Raw genomic sequence first — 16240 nt, 5'->3', positions numbered from 1 at the left:
ACAATCGGAGAGATCGGCATGCTTAACGGAGCTAACCCCATCAAGCCCCACGCACTACGCGCCGCCCCCTCGTACCTGGCCATCGGCCCGAGCATTCCGGCTGCACAGCGCACCTGTCCTGAAACCAATTCCTATGCAGCCGTCGCGCTGAAAGGCTGAGCCCCGAGTCATTGGCGGCGCAGCCGCCGTACCTTAAGTAACGAGAGGAAGATCGATATGCCACGCATGACCCCTAGCGAAGCAATGGTAGAAACACTGGTTGCCAATGGCGTCACCGATATCTTTGGCATCATGGGTTCGGCCTTCATGGATGCGATGGACATCTTCGCACCCGCCGGTATCCGTTTTATCCCGGTGGTCCACGAACAAGGTGCCGGGCACATGGCTGACGGCTTCTCGCGGGTCAGTGGGCGTCACGGTGTGTGCATTGCGCAGAACGGTCCTGGGATCACCAACTTCGTCACCGCCATCGCTGCCGCCTACTGGGCGCACAGCCCGGTAGTCGTCATTACCCCAGAAACCGGCTCCATGAGTCAGGGCCTGGGTGGCTTCCAGGAAGCCCAGCAACTGCCGTTCTTCGAGACCATCACCAAGTACCAGGCCCATGTGCCCAACCCTGCGCGCATGGCTGAACTGACCGGTCGCTGTTTCGATCGGGCGATGCAGGAAAATGGTCCGACCCAACTGAACATTCCACGTGATTTCTTCTACGGCGATATCAACGTTGAAATCCCTACGCCGATTCGTATCGAGCGTAGCGCCGGTGGCGAGCAAAGCCTGGCCGAAGCCGCCCAACTGCTGGCGTCGGCAAAATTCCCGGTGATCATCTCCGGTGGCGGTGTGGTTATGGGCGATGCCGTCGAAGCCTGCCAGGCGCTCGCCGAATACCTCGGCGCGCCGGTGGTCAACAGCTACCTGCACAATGACTCCTTCCCGGCCAGCCACCAGCTGTGGTGCGGCCCGTTGGGTTACCAGGGCTCCAAGGCGGCAATGAAACTGCTGTCGCGCGCCGACGTGGTTCTGGCCCTGGGGACCCGCCTGGGTCCATTCGGTACCTTGCCGCAGCACGGCCTGGATTACTGGCCAAAGCAGGCGAAAGTCATTCAGATCGACTGCGACTCGAAAATGCTCGGCCTGGTGAAAAAAATCAACGTCGGTATCTGTGGCGACGCCAAGGCTGCAGCGGTCAACCTGCTCGGTCGCCTGGAGAGCCTCGACGTGCTGTGCCTGGAAAACAAAGGGGCGCGCGCCGAGGAAATCGCCAAGGAAAAATATGACTGGGAAACCGAACTGAGCGCCTGGATCCACGAGAAGGACGAGTTCTCGCTGGACATGATCAAAGAGCAAAGCGGCGAAGAAGGCAACTACCTGCACCCGCGCCAAGTGCTGCGCGAACTGGAAAAAGCCATGCCGGCGGATGCCATGGTGTCCACAGACATCGGCAACATCAACTCGGTCTCCAACAGCTACCTGCGTTTCGAGAAGCCACGTTCATTCTTCGCTGCCATGAGCTTTGGTAACTGCGGTTACGCGCTGCCGACCATCATCGGCGCCAAGGTCGCGGCCCCGCACCGCACCGCCATCTCCTACGCCGGTGACGGTGCCTGGGGCATGTCGATGATGGAAATCATGACCTGCGTTCGCGAGAACATCCCGGTTACCTCGATCGTTTTCCACAACCGTCAGTGGGGTGCGGAGAAGAAGAACCAGGTGGACTTCTACAACCGTCGCTTCGTCGCGGGCGAGCTGGAAAACCAGAGCTTTGCCGGTATTGCGCGTTCGATGGGCGCCGAAGGCGTCACTGTCGATCGCCTCGAAGACGTCGGCCCGGCGCTGCAGGCAGCCTGTGAAGCTCAGAAGGCTGGCAAGACCACGGTGATCGAGATCATGTGCACACGTGAACTGGGCGATCCGTTCCGCCGCGATGCGCTGTCCAAGCCGGTGCGTTTCCTCGAGAAGTACAAAGACTACGTTTGAGTCGCCGAAGTGACCGGTTGATGCCGGACACCTGAAACACTGCCGCGGCGCCTTCGGGCGCTGTTGCAGCTTCGACTGTGAACAATCAGGAATCCAAGCATGTTGAGCACTATTCCTCCGGAATGCCCGGCATTCCTGCTTGACCGCGCCAAGGCGCTGCCGCGCGTGGTCACTGCGGTGGTCAATCCCGTCAACCTGCTCAGCCTCAGCGGTGCCAAGCGGGCGTGCGATGAAGGCCTTATCGAGCCCGTGCTGGTCGGGGATCAAGGGCGCATTCGGGCCCTGGCCGATGTACTGGACTGGGACCTGCACGATCTGCGCATACAGCATGTCAGCGAGGAGGTGCAGTGCGCCGAAGCCGCCTGCATGCTGGCGGGATCGGGCACTGCGCAAGCACTGATGAAGGGGCATCTGCACACCGATGTATTGCTGCGTGCAGTGCTGAAGCGTGAGGTTGGGCTGCGTTCGGCCAGCCGTCTCAGTCATGTGTTTCATATGACATTGCCGGGCAGCGACAAGGCATTGTCGATCACCGATGCGGTGATCAACGTGCAGCCAACGATCGTCGACAAAATTCACATCGCGCGTAATGCCATCGAGTTGATGCATGCCCTGGGCTATGAAAAGCCGCGCATGGCAGTGTTGTCGGGTACCGAAGAAGTGGTGGCTAGCATGCCGTCCAGCAAGGATGCCGCGGAGCTTGCCAAACTGGCGACGATCGGTGCCCTGGGCGATGCCTGCGTTGAAGGTCCTCTGGCCTTCGACAATGCGGTATCGCTGGAAGCTGCGCGAATCAAAGGTATCGGCGGTGAGGTCGCGGGTAATGCCGATATCTTGTTGGTACCGAACCTGGAAGCCGGCAACTTTCTGTTCAAGCAAATGGTTTACTTCATGAGCGCCACGGCCGCCGGCTTGGTGCTAGGGGCGCGGGTGCCGATCATTCTCACCTCGCGAGCCGACCCATTGGAGGCGCGCTTGGCATCCTGCGCGCTGGCGTCCATTTTTATCGACTACCGTCGTCAGTTGCGCAACCAACTGCAGGCTGCCAGCTAAGCAACTTCATTACACCAGGAGAACGATGATGGCTGTGCAACGTTATGGCTTTATCTTCAAGGCACCCGGCATGCAGTTCCTTACCCATAACGGGCGGCTGGAGTCCGATGCCTTTGCGGCAACCGTGTGTGGTGTTGCCAGCATCGAGGAAGCGGTGCTGGTGGCCCAGGAATTGTTGACCCGGCACGTGCAATTGATCGAGTTGTGCGGTGCATTCAGCGAGGCCGACGTCGAGCAGATTCGCCGTGCCATTGACGATCGGGTTCCCGTGGCCGCTGTGCAATACAGCGCTGAAACACGCCAGCGCCTGCAGCAGTTATCCGAGTGAGTTGTCGTCCCTTCAATGCGTCGCAGGCTTCAATCTGACGCCTTTTATAAAGATCTCCCCGGGGACCCACTGACCGTGCCTGCATCAGGCATGGCAGTCGTGGTAACTGCGCCCATGGGCAGCGCAAAGCCAGGCAACGCGGGGCTTTGCGCGCAGCGGCCGACTGGCCCCTAAGACGGTGTCGACGTGGTCCTAATGAGAAGAAGTTGATTTCTCTAGCATCAAACCCAGTGATTTCATAACCACAGGGTGTAGCTGACACAATGAAAATAAAACAGCATCACACAATCCCGCCTATGCCCAACCAGTCGCTCGACACGGCCCAGCCCTCGATGTCGTGGCTGGCACGTCGGCAGCAGAAATTAAGCCTGTTGTTGCCGGGTATCCTTGCCTCGGTTGTCGTTGCCGCCAGCGCCACGTTCCTTTCTGAACATTACGGTGCGCCGGTGATGTTGATGGCCCTGCTGCTGGGCATGGCATTGGGCTTTCTTTCCGAGGAGGGGCGGGCGGTCGCCGGTATTCGCTTCACCTCCAGCACCATCCTGCGCTGCGGCGTGGCGCTGCTGGGCATGCGCATTACCGTGGAGCAAATCCTTTCGCTGGGCGGTACGTTGATGGCGGTGGTGATTGGTGCCGTTTTCCTGACCATCAGTTTCGGCATCCTCTTGTCACGACTGCTTGGCCAGTCGCGTGATTTCGGTATTCTCAGCGGTGGCAGTGTCGGCATCTGCGGCGCGTCGGCGGCCTTGGCCATTTCTGCGGTGCTGCCGCAGGACAAGCACAGCGAGCGCAATATTATTTTCACGGTGATCAGTGTGACCGCACTGAGCACCATCGCCATGATTGCCTACCCACCGTTTGCTCAATGGATTGGTCTGGACGCCCATCAGGCCGGGATATTTCTTGGCGCAACTATTCATGACGTGGCCCAGGTAGTGGGCGCCGGCTACAGCATGTCGGAGGAAACCGGCGACACCGCAACCGTGGTCAAGCTGTTGCGCGTAGCCATGTTGGTACCGATCGTGTTCAGCCTGTCGCTGCTGTTGCGCAAGCGCGGTGATGGCGGCCCTCGCCCGGCCTTGCCGTTGCCTTTGTTCATCATCTTCTTTGTCGTGTTCGTGGCGATCAACAGCAGCGGCATCGCCTCGGCGCAGATCCAGGCCTTTGCCGGCGATGTGTCGCGCTGGTGCCTGGTGACCGCCATCGCCGCGCTGGGGATGAAAACTTCATTGAAGGCTTTGCTGGAAGTCGGTTGGCGTCCAGCGACCCTACTGGTCAGTGAAACACTGTTTCTCGCGGCCTTGATTCTGATTGCGGTCAAATGGCTGGCATGAGCCTGCACCATGGGTGATGCTCATCACCCCCGCCTGATCTGCCGACTGCCGCCGCCACAGAAACTGTGCGGCGGCAGTCTGGCTTAACCAGCAATGGAGGCGGTATGAGCCTGCAAGTGCATCTGATTTTTCTGGGTTGTGTGGCCCTGGCAACGGTTGCCCAGAGCCTGACCGGTTTTGCCTTTGGCCTGATTCTGATGGGGTTGATTGCCTCGTTGCACATGGTGCCGCTGACAGAGGTGGCGGTGGTGATCAGCATCCTCACCCTGGGCAATGCCATGGCCACGCTTGGCGGGCCGAAACCGCAGCTGGACCGTGCAGTGCTGATGCCGGTACTGATCAGCAGCCTGCTCGGCGTCAGCCTGGGGATATGGGGGCTGGGTGCGTTGAGCGGCAGCCAGATAACCTGGCTGCGGGTTCTGCTCGGCGTGCTGATCGTCGCGGCCAGCTTCATGCTGGTGGTGCAAAACAAGCCGAAAGCACGACTGTCGCGACAGCCTTCGTTCTGGCTGGCCGGAGGGCTATGTGGCCTGCTCAATGGTTTGTTTTCCAGCGGCGGGCCGCCGATTGTTTTCCACCTGTATCGCCAGCCCCTGGGTTACGAAATTATCCGCAATACCCTGGTCACCGTGTTCGCCGCCAATGCGGCGGCGCGTCTGGGCCTGGTGGTCGCCCAAGGACAAATGCACATGTCCACGCTGCTATTGAGCGCCGAAGCATTGCCCTTGGTGCTGCTGGTCAGTTGGCTGGTGCGGCGCTATCCGCCGAAGTTGTCGCCGAGGACGGTGCGCTGGATAGTCTTTGTGCTGATGGCGCTGGCAGGCATCAGCTTGATCTGGGGTTCGCTACCGGGGCTTTTGGCGCAGACATCGGCATAAACACTGACCCCGGCAAGGCTTACTGAGCCAGTATGAACGCGGCAAGGGTCTGCAGGTTTTCCGCGCTCAACTGCGCGTAAGGCGGCATGGGCGTTTGCCCCCATTTCCCGGAACCTCCCTGCTGAATGCTGGCGGCTAACTTGGTCATCGCCTGCGGATCGTTTGCATACTTGGTGGCGACTTGGTGATACGCCGGACCTACCACCTTGTGATCGACTGCGTGGCAGGACAGGCACGCATTTTTCTGCAACAGCGCTGTGGCGTCGACGTTCGCAACAGGCGCCTGGGCCTGCGGCGAACTGGCAGCCTGCACCTCGGCATCGCTTGCCTGGGCACTGCCGTAGGTCACCGCCAGGTAAGCACCGATAATGCTCACATCCTGATCGCTGATAGGCGCACCGTACACGTGCTGCATCTTGCTGGCTTCTGCCGTCCACTGCGCCAAGGTCATTCCGGGCGGCTGGAAATTGATGTAATCGGCGGAATGGCAGGTCGAGCATTTTTGCTGGGCCAACGGATAACCGGGCAGGGTACTGGGTTTGAGCGCAGCGGTTTCCGGCGGCAAGGTGATCGACAGCGGCGCCGCGTTCGCAACGCCAGCCAAACAAATCTGCGCCGTGCACAGCAAAGTGATCAGACGTTTCATGCAAGCTCCTTCAGGCGACAGTAACGTGGCTGGTTTCGACGACGTGGCGGCGGTAGCCCCCGGGGTTCCAGTCGGCGCGCAGCGGCTGCATCTCGCCTGCCCGGTTAGTGGCGCGCACCATTAACTGGGTGGCGCCCTTGTGGGCGAAGGTGACGGGCAGCGTCCATTCACGAAAGGAAAAACGGCCCAGGTCTTGGCCCAGCTGAGCCTCACGCCAGCTTTTGCCACCGTCGACAGAAAGCTGCACCGTGTTGATCCCGTCGCCGCCATCAAAAGCTATGCCTTTGAGCACCACCGGTGTATTGAGCGGCAACACATCGCCTTGCTTTACGCTGGTAATAAAGCTGCGCACCGGCATTTTCGAAATCGGCTTGGTTTGCGCTGCCGTGGTACCGGGGGCGATGCACAAACAGTCGTTGTCTGGCACGCGGTAACCTTTGGCCATGAAGAAACCGTCGTAGGTGTGATCGACCACTTCGATCTCGCTCAAGTGCTTGACCCAGTAGGTGCCGAAATAGCCGGGCACCACCAGACGAATCGGGTAACCGTTGAGGAAGGGCAGGTCGGTGCCGTTCATTGACCAGGCGATCATCGGCTCACCGCCGAGGGCATGACCGATGTCCAGGGCCTTGATGAACTCCGGGGTGCTCGCCAGCACGGGTTTATCCAGCCCGCGAAAGGTCACTTGCCTGGCGTCGGCTTTGACCCCGGCCTTCTCCAGCACCGCTTTGAGTGGAACCCCCAGCCAACGGGCATTGCCCATTGAGCCATTACCCAACTGCGCGCCGAACACCCGTGGCATCGAGAACCCACGGCTGTTTCCCGAGCACTGATTGACGGCCACCACCTCCACCGGCTCGGCGAGTGCTTTGAGCTCAGCGAGAGAAAGTGACAGCGGCGTTTTCACCGAGCCCTTGATCGTCAGGCGGTAAGTGTCTGGATCGATGCTGGTAGGGAAGTTGGCCAAGTGATAGCGCACGAAAAACGCATCATTGGGCGTGATCGGCCCTTCGTTGAACACCGCGAACGGGGTTTCCAGATGCGGCGGACGCGTGGTCACCAAGGTCAACGGCCGTTTCTGCGGGTACTGCACCAGCGGCCGCGGGCCGGCGGCGAAGGTCACCTCTTCGGCATTGGAGGCGGGTGCCCCGGCTTTGCCAGCCGCGTTGACCAGATTTGCCAACGGCGAGGCCGCCAACGCCAGGGTGATGGCGTCGCGCAGTACACGTCGACGGCTTGGCTTGTTGTTGTCGATAAAACTGAACTTCATTTTGCACGCTCTGGGGCCAAGTTGGGTTCAGGAGTAATGGCTCGCCAGGCTATGGTCGGTGGCCCATGCGGGGAGGGGTAGGTCCAATTCGGGGTTGGCTGTTGGGCCTCGGTGTTCATTGACCGCTGAAGTGCGCAGGACTATGATGCGCCACACCTACCGACCGGTAGGTAGCATTTAATTTACGGATTGAAATTGATGAACACCGTGCAATCGGATCAGGTGCCACTGAAGTTGGCGATTGGCTTGGGAGTAGTGGGCGCCTTGGGCCCTTCGGCTGTCGACATGTACCTTTCAAGCCTTCCGGAAATTGCCCGTGACTACCACGCAAGCTTTGCGGGCGCTCAGCTCACCCTGACCTTTTTCCTCCTGGCCATGGGCGCAGGGCAGCTGTTGTTTGGACCGTTCGTAGATGCCTACGGGCGCAGACGCCCCCTGCTGATTGGCCTTGCGCTGTTCATCCTGTGCTCGCTGGGATCGGCCTGGGCGCCGACACTCAACACCTTGATTGGCTTTCGCTTTGTACAAGGCCTGGGCTCTGCGCTGACATTGGTGGTGATCATGAGCATGGTTCGAGATGTTAGCCAGGGGGCGACAGCGACCAAACTGTTTGCGCTGCTGATGACCATAGAGGGCGTGGCACCGATTCTGGCCCCGGCTTTGGGAGGCGTGATCGATACCTGGTTTGGCTGGCGCGCCGTAATGCTCACCCTTGCGATCCTGGGCGTAGCGGTACTGCTGAACAGCTGGCTGAACCTCCCGGAAACACTGGCAACGGAGAAGCGTGAGCCGCTGCGACTGGCTTCGGCGTGTCGCATCTACGTGCAGATCGCCAAGGATCGCCACTTCCTGTTACCTGCCCTTGCGGTGGCCGCAGTGTTCTTCTTCCTCTTTGCCTACATCGGCGGCGCAACGCTGGTGTATCAAGAAACCTACGGGCTGAGCGCGCAGTCGTTTGGCATCCTGTTTGGCGTGACAGGCTTTGCCATCTTGTTTGGCGCCATGCTCGCCGGCAGACTCATCACCAGCTTAGGCATGAACCGGCTGACCTTACTGGGCGTAGGCTGCATGGTGAGCGGCGCCCTCATCACCTTGCTGGCAACCGCAACGGACGTCGGGTTGCCCGGCATTGCGGCGGGCATGGCCTTGGCACTGTTTGGCCTGGGCATTGCCGAATCGACGCTGATGTCACTGGTAATGTCCTCCCAGGAACGCGCGCTGGGCTCCACCGCCGCCTTGTTGGGCGCCATTCAACTGTCCATCTCATCGAGTGCCACACCGCTATCGGCAGTCGTTCTAAACTACGGCCCCCTCGCCTGGACGAGCCTCCTGGTAATCAGCGCACTGCTCGTGTGCCTGCTGACCTGGATAAGCCTACCCAAAGGCAGAAACGCCACATTCAGCCTTGCCGGCCACTGACAAGAGCCATTGATGACCACGACACCCCTGACACCAGCCGCTGAACGAATCGTACAACTTGCCCTGCAACACTTCGCCGATCGTGGCTACGACGCAGCCTCGCTGAACGACATCGCCGTCAGCGCCGGAATCAAAAAAGCCTCGCTGTACGCGCACTTCACCAGCAAGGATGACCTGTATACCGCCGTGCTCAATTGCGCTTTGAAAAGTGAGGGGGACTATGTAGACACACAATTTTCCACGCCAGAAAGCGGCCAGGCGCCAGGCGAGCGGTACATCGACAACCTGCAGCATCGCTACAGTGAAAGCTGCGCGTTGCGCTTTTTATTGCGGGCAGCGTTTTACCCACCGGCGGCGATCGAGCAGAGCGTCAAGTCGGGTTTTGAGGGTTATTTGGCGGGAGTTCGTGAGCGTTTTCAGGCGTCGCTTGAGGGGGCTTATCCGGGGATGGGGTTGCAGAATGTTGAGCTGGTTGCTGAGGCTTATTTGGCGTTGATTGATAGTCTGCATGTTGAGCTTATCTATGGGAATGATGAGGCGTATGGGCGGCGTTTTGATGCGTTGCGGCGATTGATTAGGGTTGTGGGGGGGACTTTGCTTGCGGGGGGCGTGGGTAGGTAGGTTGGCTGATTGATTGGGAGTTTGCGTGGTGTGGGTGGTTTGTGGGTGTGTTGTGACTGTTGGTGAGTTTTACGAGAGTCAGATGGCACAAAGCCCCGAATAATCGAGGCTTTGTGTGGAATTGATGGGCCGGGGTAATCTGAACAGACAACGTAAGATATTGATTTTAAAATATTATATCGGTTCGATTTTTGTGTTGGAATGCCATTTGGAATGCCGATCGGGTTTGCTTGGTACCTTTGGGCGTCTTGATGGGGGCTATTGCTACATATCGCTAGCTTTCGGCGAGGTATACGCCAGCGTCAGCCTCCATCCTCACCAGGGTCTCAATGATTTGAGCGCGCTTCAGGCCGTGTGTCTCCGCTAGCGCATCAAGCTGGGCGATCACCGTTTTTGAGAGAATGACGTTGACCTGCTTCTTGTCGGCGGTACGCTCGTCGAATTGCTTACGACTCCATCGCCTCTTGATCTCTCGAAGCATGGCCGTCCGTTCGTGACGGCCTACATCCCTTTGGTCGAAGAACATCAGCAGCTCTTGGTAGTTGCTGATTGGCGTTTGTCTGGATATCGGCGACAGATGATTCTTTTTAAGCCACTCCCAAGCGCAGACACAGCGCTTTTCGCCCTCTTTTTTATCGGTGAACCATTCAAATTCACTGTCTTTTGCCTTGTGCCTGAGCCAGTCCCGGTGAAGGTGCTCGACCTCGGATGCCTTTTCGACAATATCGACATCCCAAAGGTCGATCATGCCGATGAGGCGATCCCTGCCAGTGAGGTGGATCAGGCCGCGAGGCAGGCGCAGATCAGTCATTTTTTCAATCTCGCGGATCAGCCATCGATGCTGCCGTTCATCCTCTTCGATCCACTCCAGCTTTTCGTTTGGAAGCAGGAGTCGATCTTTCTTTCGGGGGATGAGCGACTGGAAGAATCTACGGCCCCTCAGGGCTCTGGCTATCTCGCCACGCATGGTTAGGCCGTTGCAGGTTCTGAGGTCAAGCCTCGCCTCTTTGTAGTGGTAGAGGTACAACCACAGCCAGATGTCGTGGCGATGGTTTCGATGAGGTTCTTGGAGCAGTTCGCTCAGCCTGTCTGCATCTTTGTTACGCGCGTGATTGTCAGTCTTCACGTCATTTCAATCCGGTCTAAGGGTGTTTCTGTGTAGATTCTAGTCTGATTCTATATCCATTCTAGAGCGATTCTAGCTAGTTTCTTTGTGAAATCTATGTCGTCTCTATGGCGATTCTAGAATAATATTTTTTGTGTAAACCCAGTTTTTTTGGGGCTTCAGTAGGTTTTTTGACTATTCGTCGAGTTTTCTATAGTCGAGTAGCCGCGAGACAGGGCAATGGCCTAAGTCGGCGCTCGGGTGCCAGAGAATTGCACATATGTACGTTCACGGGCTGTAGGTGACTTAGAGGAGCGCCAGCGAATCAGTTCTTCAGTGTTTTTTTACCGGCTCTGCCAATCCTCTGAACGAATACGAGGAGCCCGTTCATGAGGATCATCCGCCTGAAAGAAGTCATCGACTCGACCGGCTTGGCGCGGTCGACCATCTACAAATACATCGGGGAGGGCACCTTCCCGAAACCCGTCTCGCTGGGGGACCGCTGCGTCGGTTGGGTCGACAGCGAGGTGCACGACTGGATCCTGGCTAGGATCGAGGAGCGTGACCTGGCAGAGGGTATTGCGGTGCGCGGCACTGGCCACTTGAGTGTGGCCAGTTAGAAATGAATGACAATTTGCGCCATGACTGGCTACGGCTGGTCATGGCGTTTATGCCGCTTGGGAAGGTTCTGTGTTCTCAGCTAACTCTCCCAGGATGCGATTCGGCAAATCTCTCGGCAGGCAGGGTAATGTTGCTCCCCATTGTTAGGTCTCGCCGGGAGGGTTGGTAATGTGGTGGGCTGCTTCTAGTGATATAGCTATTAGCTATCAATACATATAACTCAATAGTTATTTGCACTCATTCAGTACGACACCTACAGCACAGGCTGGGATAGGTCATCGGTTAAAAAATACACAACACGTGCCTGGTATGCACAACAAGCAACCAGGTACCCATCCATGACCAGTCGCAAGACGTACACCCACCTTTCCCAGTCCGACATTGCTCTTCAGGTCGAGCGACTTGTCCAGACTATCGAAGATTCCGATTTACCGGCATTCCGAATCAAGCAAGCCCGCACAGGGTACGAACGCATCCAAGAGACTCGACTCTCTCGGTACTTCGATCATATCCAGCAGATGGTCGACCTATTCGAAGGTCGTGCCGAATACAGCTACAGCGAGCACCTGCAAGCGTTCAGGGCTGCATGTCAGGACATCGGGCTGGAGCGACACCCTGATGGCCCTACCTGTCTGAATGAGGAGGGTACGGCCTACCTGGATCATCATCACAGCATGAACGTCTTGGTCGCCCGGATCCGCCAGTTGACTCGTGAACGGTGGTATCTCCGCAGGAAGCATGACCTCCGCCACCAGGCTAAGGAGCAGGAGATCCAAGTCTGCGACTACGCCGATGCCTTATGTGAGCTCTACTCGCGCATCACCATCATCAGGGTCGACTTCCACTACCGTTCTGAGGCGCAGGGCAGGCTGCGAGTCGAGCATGTGTTTGATGACCTGGATGAACTGATTGCCAAGCACAAGCGCAATCCGATTTTTGACCACCTCATCGGCCACATCTATTCGGTGGAGCAGGGTGACAAGAGTGATGGCGGGGGCTACCACATCCATGCTGCTTATTTCTTCAATGGCAACGTGGTGCAGGGCGATGTCTATAAGGCCATCCAGCTCGGCGAGCTATGGGAAGACATCACGCATGGCCAGGGCTACATGCACAGCTGTAACTACGACAAGGAGAAATACGGTGACGAGTGTGGTATCGGTCGCATCCTGAGGTGTGATCGAGCAATTCGTCGCCATGTACACAAGGCAGTGAAGTATCTAGTCAAAGACGCTCAGCACCTGCGCTTGAGGCCTGAGGGGGCACGATGCCTGCGGGTTGGGCAGTTGAAGCCTTCCTGTCGTGGGGGGAAGGGCTCTAGTCGAAGGGGGGGCTAACTGAGTCGGAATGCTCAGGGCTCGATCCAGGTTCCATTTGTCCTTCCTCCATTTGCCCCGGGCATCTCTTGCGTTGTGTCCGGCTGGCTAACTATTCGTCGGGTGCAGCGCTTGTGGTCTCAGCGTGTCACTTGTCATGTCATTAGGTGGTCTGCGGTTTGCCCCTACTCAATTTGGGTACGTCCATCTCGCGGAGTGGACAGCGCTACGTAAGCGATTCCTGTTTGATCTGTTGAGGGGGGCAGATGCAACGCTCCAAACATCTCAAATTGTCGATACAGGGCAGGTACTGTAAAGTGCAGTACATTTACAGTGGTTTCTGGAGAGGCTATGGCCACCGTCAAAACCGCCACGCTCACATTTCGTATCGAGCCCGGACTGAAAGAAGCGCTTCGCATTGCGGCGGATCTGGAGCACCGATCCATTGCGAATATGGTCGAGGTCCTCATTCGAGACCATTGCGAGCGACAAGGCATTGCGATCGTGCACTCTGAAGAAGCCGAAAACAGCAATGGAGCGCATTCATGATTAAAACGGTCAAGCAAGCCTGCCGATTCAATCCCATCATCCGCGATTATCGGATGAGTCAGGGCATTGAGAATCTCTCTGACCTCATCAATGACGAAGGTGACGGGCGCGAGTTCTTCTCGCGTAACTTCATTACCCACGGCATGGATCAGCTATTCCGTGAGGGGTTGCTGCGCCTTTCCGGTAAGTCAGATCAAGCTGTCTTCGAACTGACCCAAGCGATGGGTGGCGGTAAGACGCACATGATGATCGCTCTGGGTCTGCTTTCTAGGCACCCGCATCTACGCAAAGAGGTCCTACCTACTGATCTCGCTTCTCGCGTTGAGTTTGGTCATGCACGGATCGCTGCGTTCAACGGTCGCAACAACCCCGATAATTACATTTGGGGTGACATTGCCACTCAGCTTGGAGCTGCTGAAGCTATCAAGCCATTTTGGGTGAACGGGCCGAAGGCTGTTGATCAGCGGCAGTGGAAAGAAATCATTGGTGACCAGCCGACCCTTATTCTTCTGGATGAGTTGCCGCCGTATCTCGACAACGCCAGTACCCAGGTGTTCGGTCAAGGCACGCTGGCCAGCATGGCGGTCTACAGTCTCTCCAGCTTGATGAGCGCCGCGTTGGAATTGCCCAACTGCGCAATCGTGGTTGCCAACCTCTCAGGCAGCTATAAGGCTCAGACCAAGGCGCTGGCCGACGCCATTTCTAACCTGCAACAGGAAACCCGCCGCCAGGCGATGACCATCACGCCTGTGCAACTGGCAGGCAACGAAATCTACGAAATCCTTAAAAAGCGTTTAATTGACGAGCTACCGGATGAGCGCGTTGTCTCTGACATCGCTGAGGAGTACGCGCAACAGATTAAAAGGGCTGAGGATGGGGGCTACATCGTCGCCAGCAGCATCGAGCAGATCGCCGAGCAGGTTCGGGAAACCTATCCCTTCCATCCTTCCTTCAAGCACCTCGTCGCGCTGTTCAAGGAAAACGAAGGCTTCCGCCAAACCCGTGGCCTGATGCAATTTACCGCGCGTCTGCTCAAGAGTGTGGACGAGCGCGAGGCTGACGATGTCTTCCTGGTCGGCACACAGCACCTCAATCTCAATGATGAGCAGGTCAAGGACGAAATCGAGCGCATCGCGCCTAAGTTGATGCCGGCGGTGACGCGCGACATCTCCGACTCGGGCAATGCCATCTCCGAGCATATCGACGACGAACTGGCTGGTGATGCCGCGCAGCAATTGATGACCCTACTGCTGTCATCAAGCCTATCGCGTGCTGTTGGTGGGCGTATCGGCCTGACCGAGAGTGAACTAATCGAGTTTCTAGCGGCGCCACAGCGAAAGCCCGACGAATTCCTGCAGGCATTGCAGCGTCTGCGCGACTCAGCGTGGTACCTGCATCGTGAGGAGCAGCGTTTCTTCATCAAGGAAACTGAGAACCTCTCGCGGCAGATTGAGCGCAACGCCAAGGACGTGCCGCAACCTAAGGTCGACCAGGCGCTCATCAATCGCCTCTCAGGCATCCTTGCACCGGTCAGTAAGATCGCCTATCAGGATGTGCAGGTACTGCCCAAGCTCGACGAGCTCAAACTCGGCGGGCCGCGCACTCTGATTGTCATTAAACCTGATGGTAAGATGCCGCCCAATGAGCTGCAGAACTTCTTCGACTACCAGCAAGAAAAGAATAACTTACTGGTATTGAGTGGGCAGGACAGTCTGCTGGCCGAAGCGGTAGAAGAGCGTTTGCGCGAGCTTTATGCAATCGAACAAATCCACAAGCGCCTCAAGTCGGGCGATACCTTGTTTGAGGAAGCCCGTGACCGATTTGAAGAATCCGAAGATCGTTTCGGCAAGGCGCTGTCGGCTGCTTATAACTGCCTCTATATCCCTGTAAACGATGCGGTGGATGGCACTGACAAGTTGGGCAAGGTGAGCATTGATCAAGGCCTCAAGCTTGGCCAGGGTGATCAGTCCGCTGAAACACAGATCGAGAAATTGCTGGCCAATCCCCGAGCCGATTACAAGCTCGTGGCCGAACTGGGTAAGGATAACTTCGACGAATATTTTGCTCAGGCAGAGGAATATCTGTGGCCGTCCGGCAAGGATAATCGCCGCACGCCTTGGAAGGATGTCGTCACTCGCGCCAAGTGCTCGCCCATCTGGCCGTGGATGCCGGGTGCCAGTGGTATGGATGCGCTCAAGACTGAAGCGCTAAAGCAAGGCCGCTGGCGTTTGGGGGAGGACGGATACATCGAGAAGGGGCCATTCCCCAAGGATAAGGCCACCGTCAACGTCTCTGTCATAAACTCTAAGTCGGATACTGGTGAAACGGTGCTGAGCCTTACGCCGCGTCACGCTGGTGACAGCCCCATTGTTTACTGGTCGAATAAGCCCGACGTGTCCGAAAAGGATAACAAGGTCGAGGACCTGGATAACTTTGCTACCGGTGAGGGCACGGTGTACTTCATGGTGAAGGAGACCACCGGGCGTTATGAGAGCGGCCCGGCCACTCGCTGGCTTGCTGATCTCAAAATTCGCCATCAGATCGAACCGGCTGCCGATAAGCGCCGCGTCACGTTGGCTGCTACACCCCACGCTGAAATCTTTTACACCCTAGACGGCTCAAATCCAAAGGACGGCGCCCGCTACGACGCGCCGTTCGAGATCGGCTCCGCAAGCTGCCGCCTGTTGGTATTTGCTCGTGCAGGCGAAGCTAACAAAACTGCTGACTTTCAGATCCCCGCCAGCGGTGACAAGACCGTGCAGATCCTCGACAGTAAGCCTGCGCACCTGCAAAGCAAACGCGTGGCGCTTGACACCACTGACCGAGTGTTTAGCGTGATTAATCGCTTCCGCGATCAGCCAGGTACGCGCTTCAAGGGCGTTCGGGTTGAAATTGGCGAAGGCGAAAACACCGTAACCGTTCGCTTCCAGGAGCGCGAAGTTACTGCTGCCATCATCGAAGGTGTGGTGAACGGCCTGCGTGATGTGCTCAAGGAACCCGATGCTCCGCTCAACATCTCCATTGCCGATGGCATTGCTTTCGATACCGGTTTCGAACTCAAAGAGTTCGCCAAGCTCGCTGGGATCGAGCTGAAGCCGGGTGACATTAGCCAGGAAGAGTGAA

15 protein-coding genes are annotated in these 16240 nt (G+C 57.5%); 12 read left to right on the top strand and 3 right to left on the bottom strand.

All coding sequences use genetic code 11. The features are described 5' to 3' along the window. The first annotated feature begins 18 nt into the window (after window positions 1-18). From V0R60_RS21700 to V0R60_RS21675, 6 genes are all read left to right on the top strand, one after another. Window positions 19-159 (top strand): hypothetical protein, encoded by a 141-nt coding sequence (locus tag V0R60_RS21700; protein ID WP_168198426.1) that lies wholly within the window; start codon window positions 19-21, stop codon window positions 157-159. A 57-nt stretch (window positions 160-216) separates the two neighbouring features. Continuing rightward, the gene (xsc, locus tag V0R60_RS21695; RefSeq protein ID WP_051270569.1) at window positions 217-1977 is read left to right on the top strand and encodes a sulfoacetaldehyde acetyltransferase; all 1761 of its coding nucleotides are present in this window, start codon (window positions 217-219) and stop codon (window positions 1975-1977) included. 99 nt (window positions 1978-2076) lie between these two features. Next, entirely contained in the window at window positions 2077-3030 is a 954-nt protein-coding gene (locus tag V0R60_RS21690; RefSeq protein ID WP_330080665.1) for a bifunctional enoyl-CoA hydratase/phosphate acetyltransferase, read from the top strand. Window positions 3031-3058: 28 nt separating this feature from the next. Beyond that, a complete protein-coding gene (locus V0R60_RS21685; RefSeq protein ID WP_136474401.1) occupies window positions 3059-3358 on the top strand; it encodes a DUF6506 family protein in 300 nt (99 codons plus the stop codon). 296 nt (window positions 3359-3654) lie between these two features. Then, the gene (locus V0R60_RS21680; RefSeq protein ID WP_375547295.1) at window positions 3655-4692 is read left to right on the top strand and encodes a YeiH family protein; all 1038 of its coding nucleotides are present in this window, start codon (window positions 3655-3657) and stop codon (window positions 4690-4692) included. 104 nt (window positions 4693-4796) lie between these two features. Continuing rightward, entirely contained in the window at window positions 4797-5570 is a 774-nt protein-coding gene (locus V0R60_RS21675) for a TSUP family transporter (RefSeq protein WP_330080666.1), read from the top strand. Window positions 5571-5589: 19 nt separating this feature from the next. Here V0R60_RS21675 and sorB read toward each other — a convergent pair whose 3' ends face one another. Both sorB and sorA read right to left on the bottom strand, forming a co-directional pair. Further along, complete coding sequence (sorB, locus tag V0R60_RS21670; RefSeq protein ID WP_330080667.1) at window positions 5590-6216, bottom strand: SorB family sulfite dehydrogenase c-type cytochrome subunit; 627 nt, start codon at window positions 6214-6216, stop codon at window positions 5590-5592. 10 nt (window positions 6217-6226) lie between these two features. Beyond that, window positions 6227-7486, bottom strand: a complete 1260-nt coding sequence (sorA, locus tag V0R60_RS21665) for a SorA family sulfite dehydrogenase catalytic subunit (protein WP_330080668.1) — start codon at window positions 7484-7486, stop codon at window positions 6227-6229. Window positions 7487-7684: 198 nt separating this feature from the next. Here sorA and V0R60_RS21660 point away from each other — a divergent pair, with 198 nt between their 5' ends. Together V0R60_RS21660 and V0R60_RS21655 are read left to right on the top strand one after the other, a co-directional pair. After that, complete coding sequence (locus V0R60_RS21660) at window positions 7685-8905, top strand: multidrug effflux MFS transporter (RefSeq protein WP_330080669.1); 1221 nt, start codon at window positions 7685-7687, stop codon at window positions 8903-8905. A gap of 12 nt (window positions 8906-8917) precedes the next feature. After that, window positions 8918-9526, top strand: a complete 609-nt coding sequence (locus V0R60_RS21655) for a TetR/AcrR family transcriptional regulator (protein ID WP_330080670.1) — start codon at window positions 8918-8920, stop codon at window positions 9524-9526. A gap of 274 nt (window positions 9527-9800) precedes the next feature. Here the strand turns inward: V0R60_RS21655 and V0R60_RS21650 are convergent, their stop codons facing one another. Beyond that, entirely contained in the window at window positions 9801-10652 is an 852-nt protein-coding gene (locus V0R60_RS21650; protein ID WP_330080671.1) for a hypothetical protein, read from the bottom strand. A gap of 368 nt (window positions 10653-11020) precedes the next feature. Between V0R60_RS21650 and V0R60_RS21645 the strand changes: the two genes are divergently transcribed. The 4 genes from V0R60_RS21645 to V0R60_RS21630 all read left to right on the top strand — a co-directional run bounded on the left by V0R60_RS21645 (window position 11021) and on the right by V0R60_RS21630 (window position 16239). Further along, window positions 11021-11251: a helix-turn-helix transcriptional regulator gene (locus tag V0R60_RS21645; protein ID WP_330080672.1), complete on the top strand. Its 231-nt coding sequence runs from the start codon at window positions 11021-11023 to the stop codon at window positions 11249-11251. 339 nt (window positions 11252-11590) lie between these two features. Beyond that, entirely contained in the window at window positions 11591-12589 is a 999-nt protein-coding gene (locus V0R60_RS21640) for a YagK/YfjJ domain-containing protein (RefSeq protein WP_330080673.1), read from the top strand. Between the two features lie 330 nt (window positions 12590-12919). After that, window positions 12920-13117 (top strand): hypothetical protein, encoded by a 198-nt coding sequence (locus tag V0R60_RS21635; RefSeq protein WP_330080674.1) that lies wholly within the window; start codon window positions 12920-12922, stop codon window positions 13115-13117. Then, on the top strand, window positions 13114-16239 hold the full coding sequence (locus V0R60_RS21630; protein WP_330080675.1) for an anti-phage-associated DUF499 domain-containing protein: 3126 nt from the start codon (window positions 13114-13116) through the stop codon (window positions 16237-16239). The genes V0R60_RS21635 and V0R60_RS21630 overlap by 4 nt, the downstream gene beginning before the upstream one ends. Window position 16240: the final 1 nt, after the last annotated feature.

This window comes from Pseudomonas auratipiscis (genome assembly GCF_036324085.1).
In the GTDB taxonomy this organism is placed as follows: domain Bacteria; phylum Pseudomonadota; class Gammaproteobacteria; order Pseudomonadales; family Pseudomonadaceae; genus Aquipseudomonas; species Aquipseudomonas auratipiscis.
The sequence above is the reverse complement of the archived record's forward strand: the minus strand, read 5'-3'. Positions and strand labels throughout refer to the sequence as shown.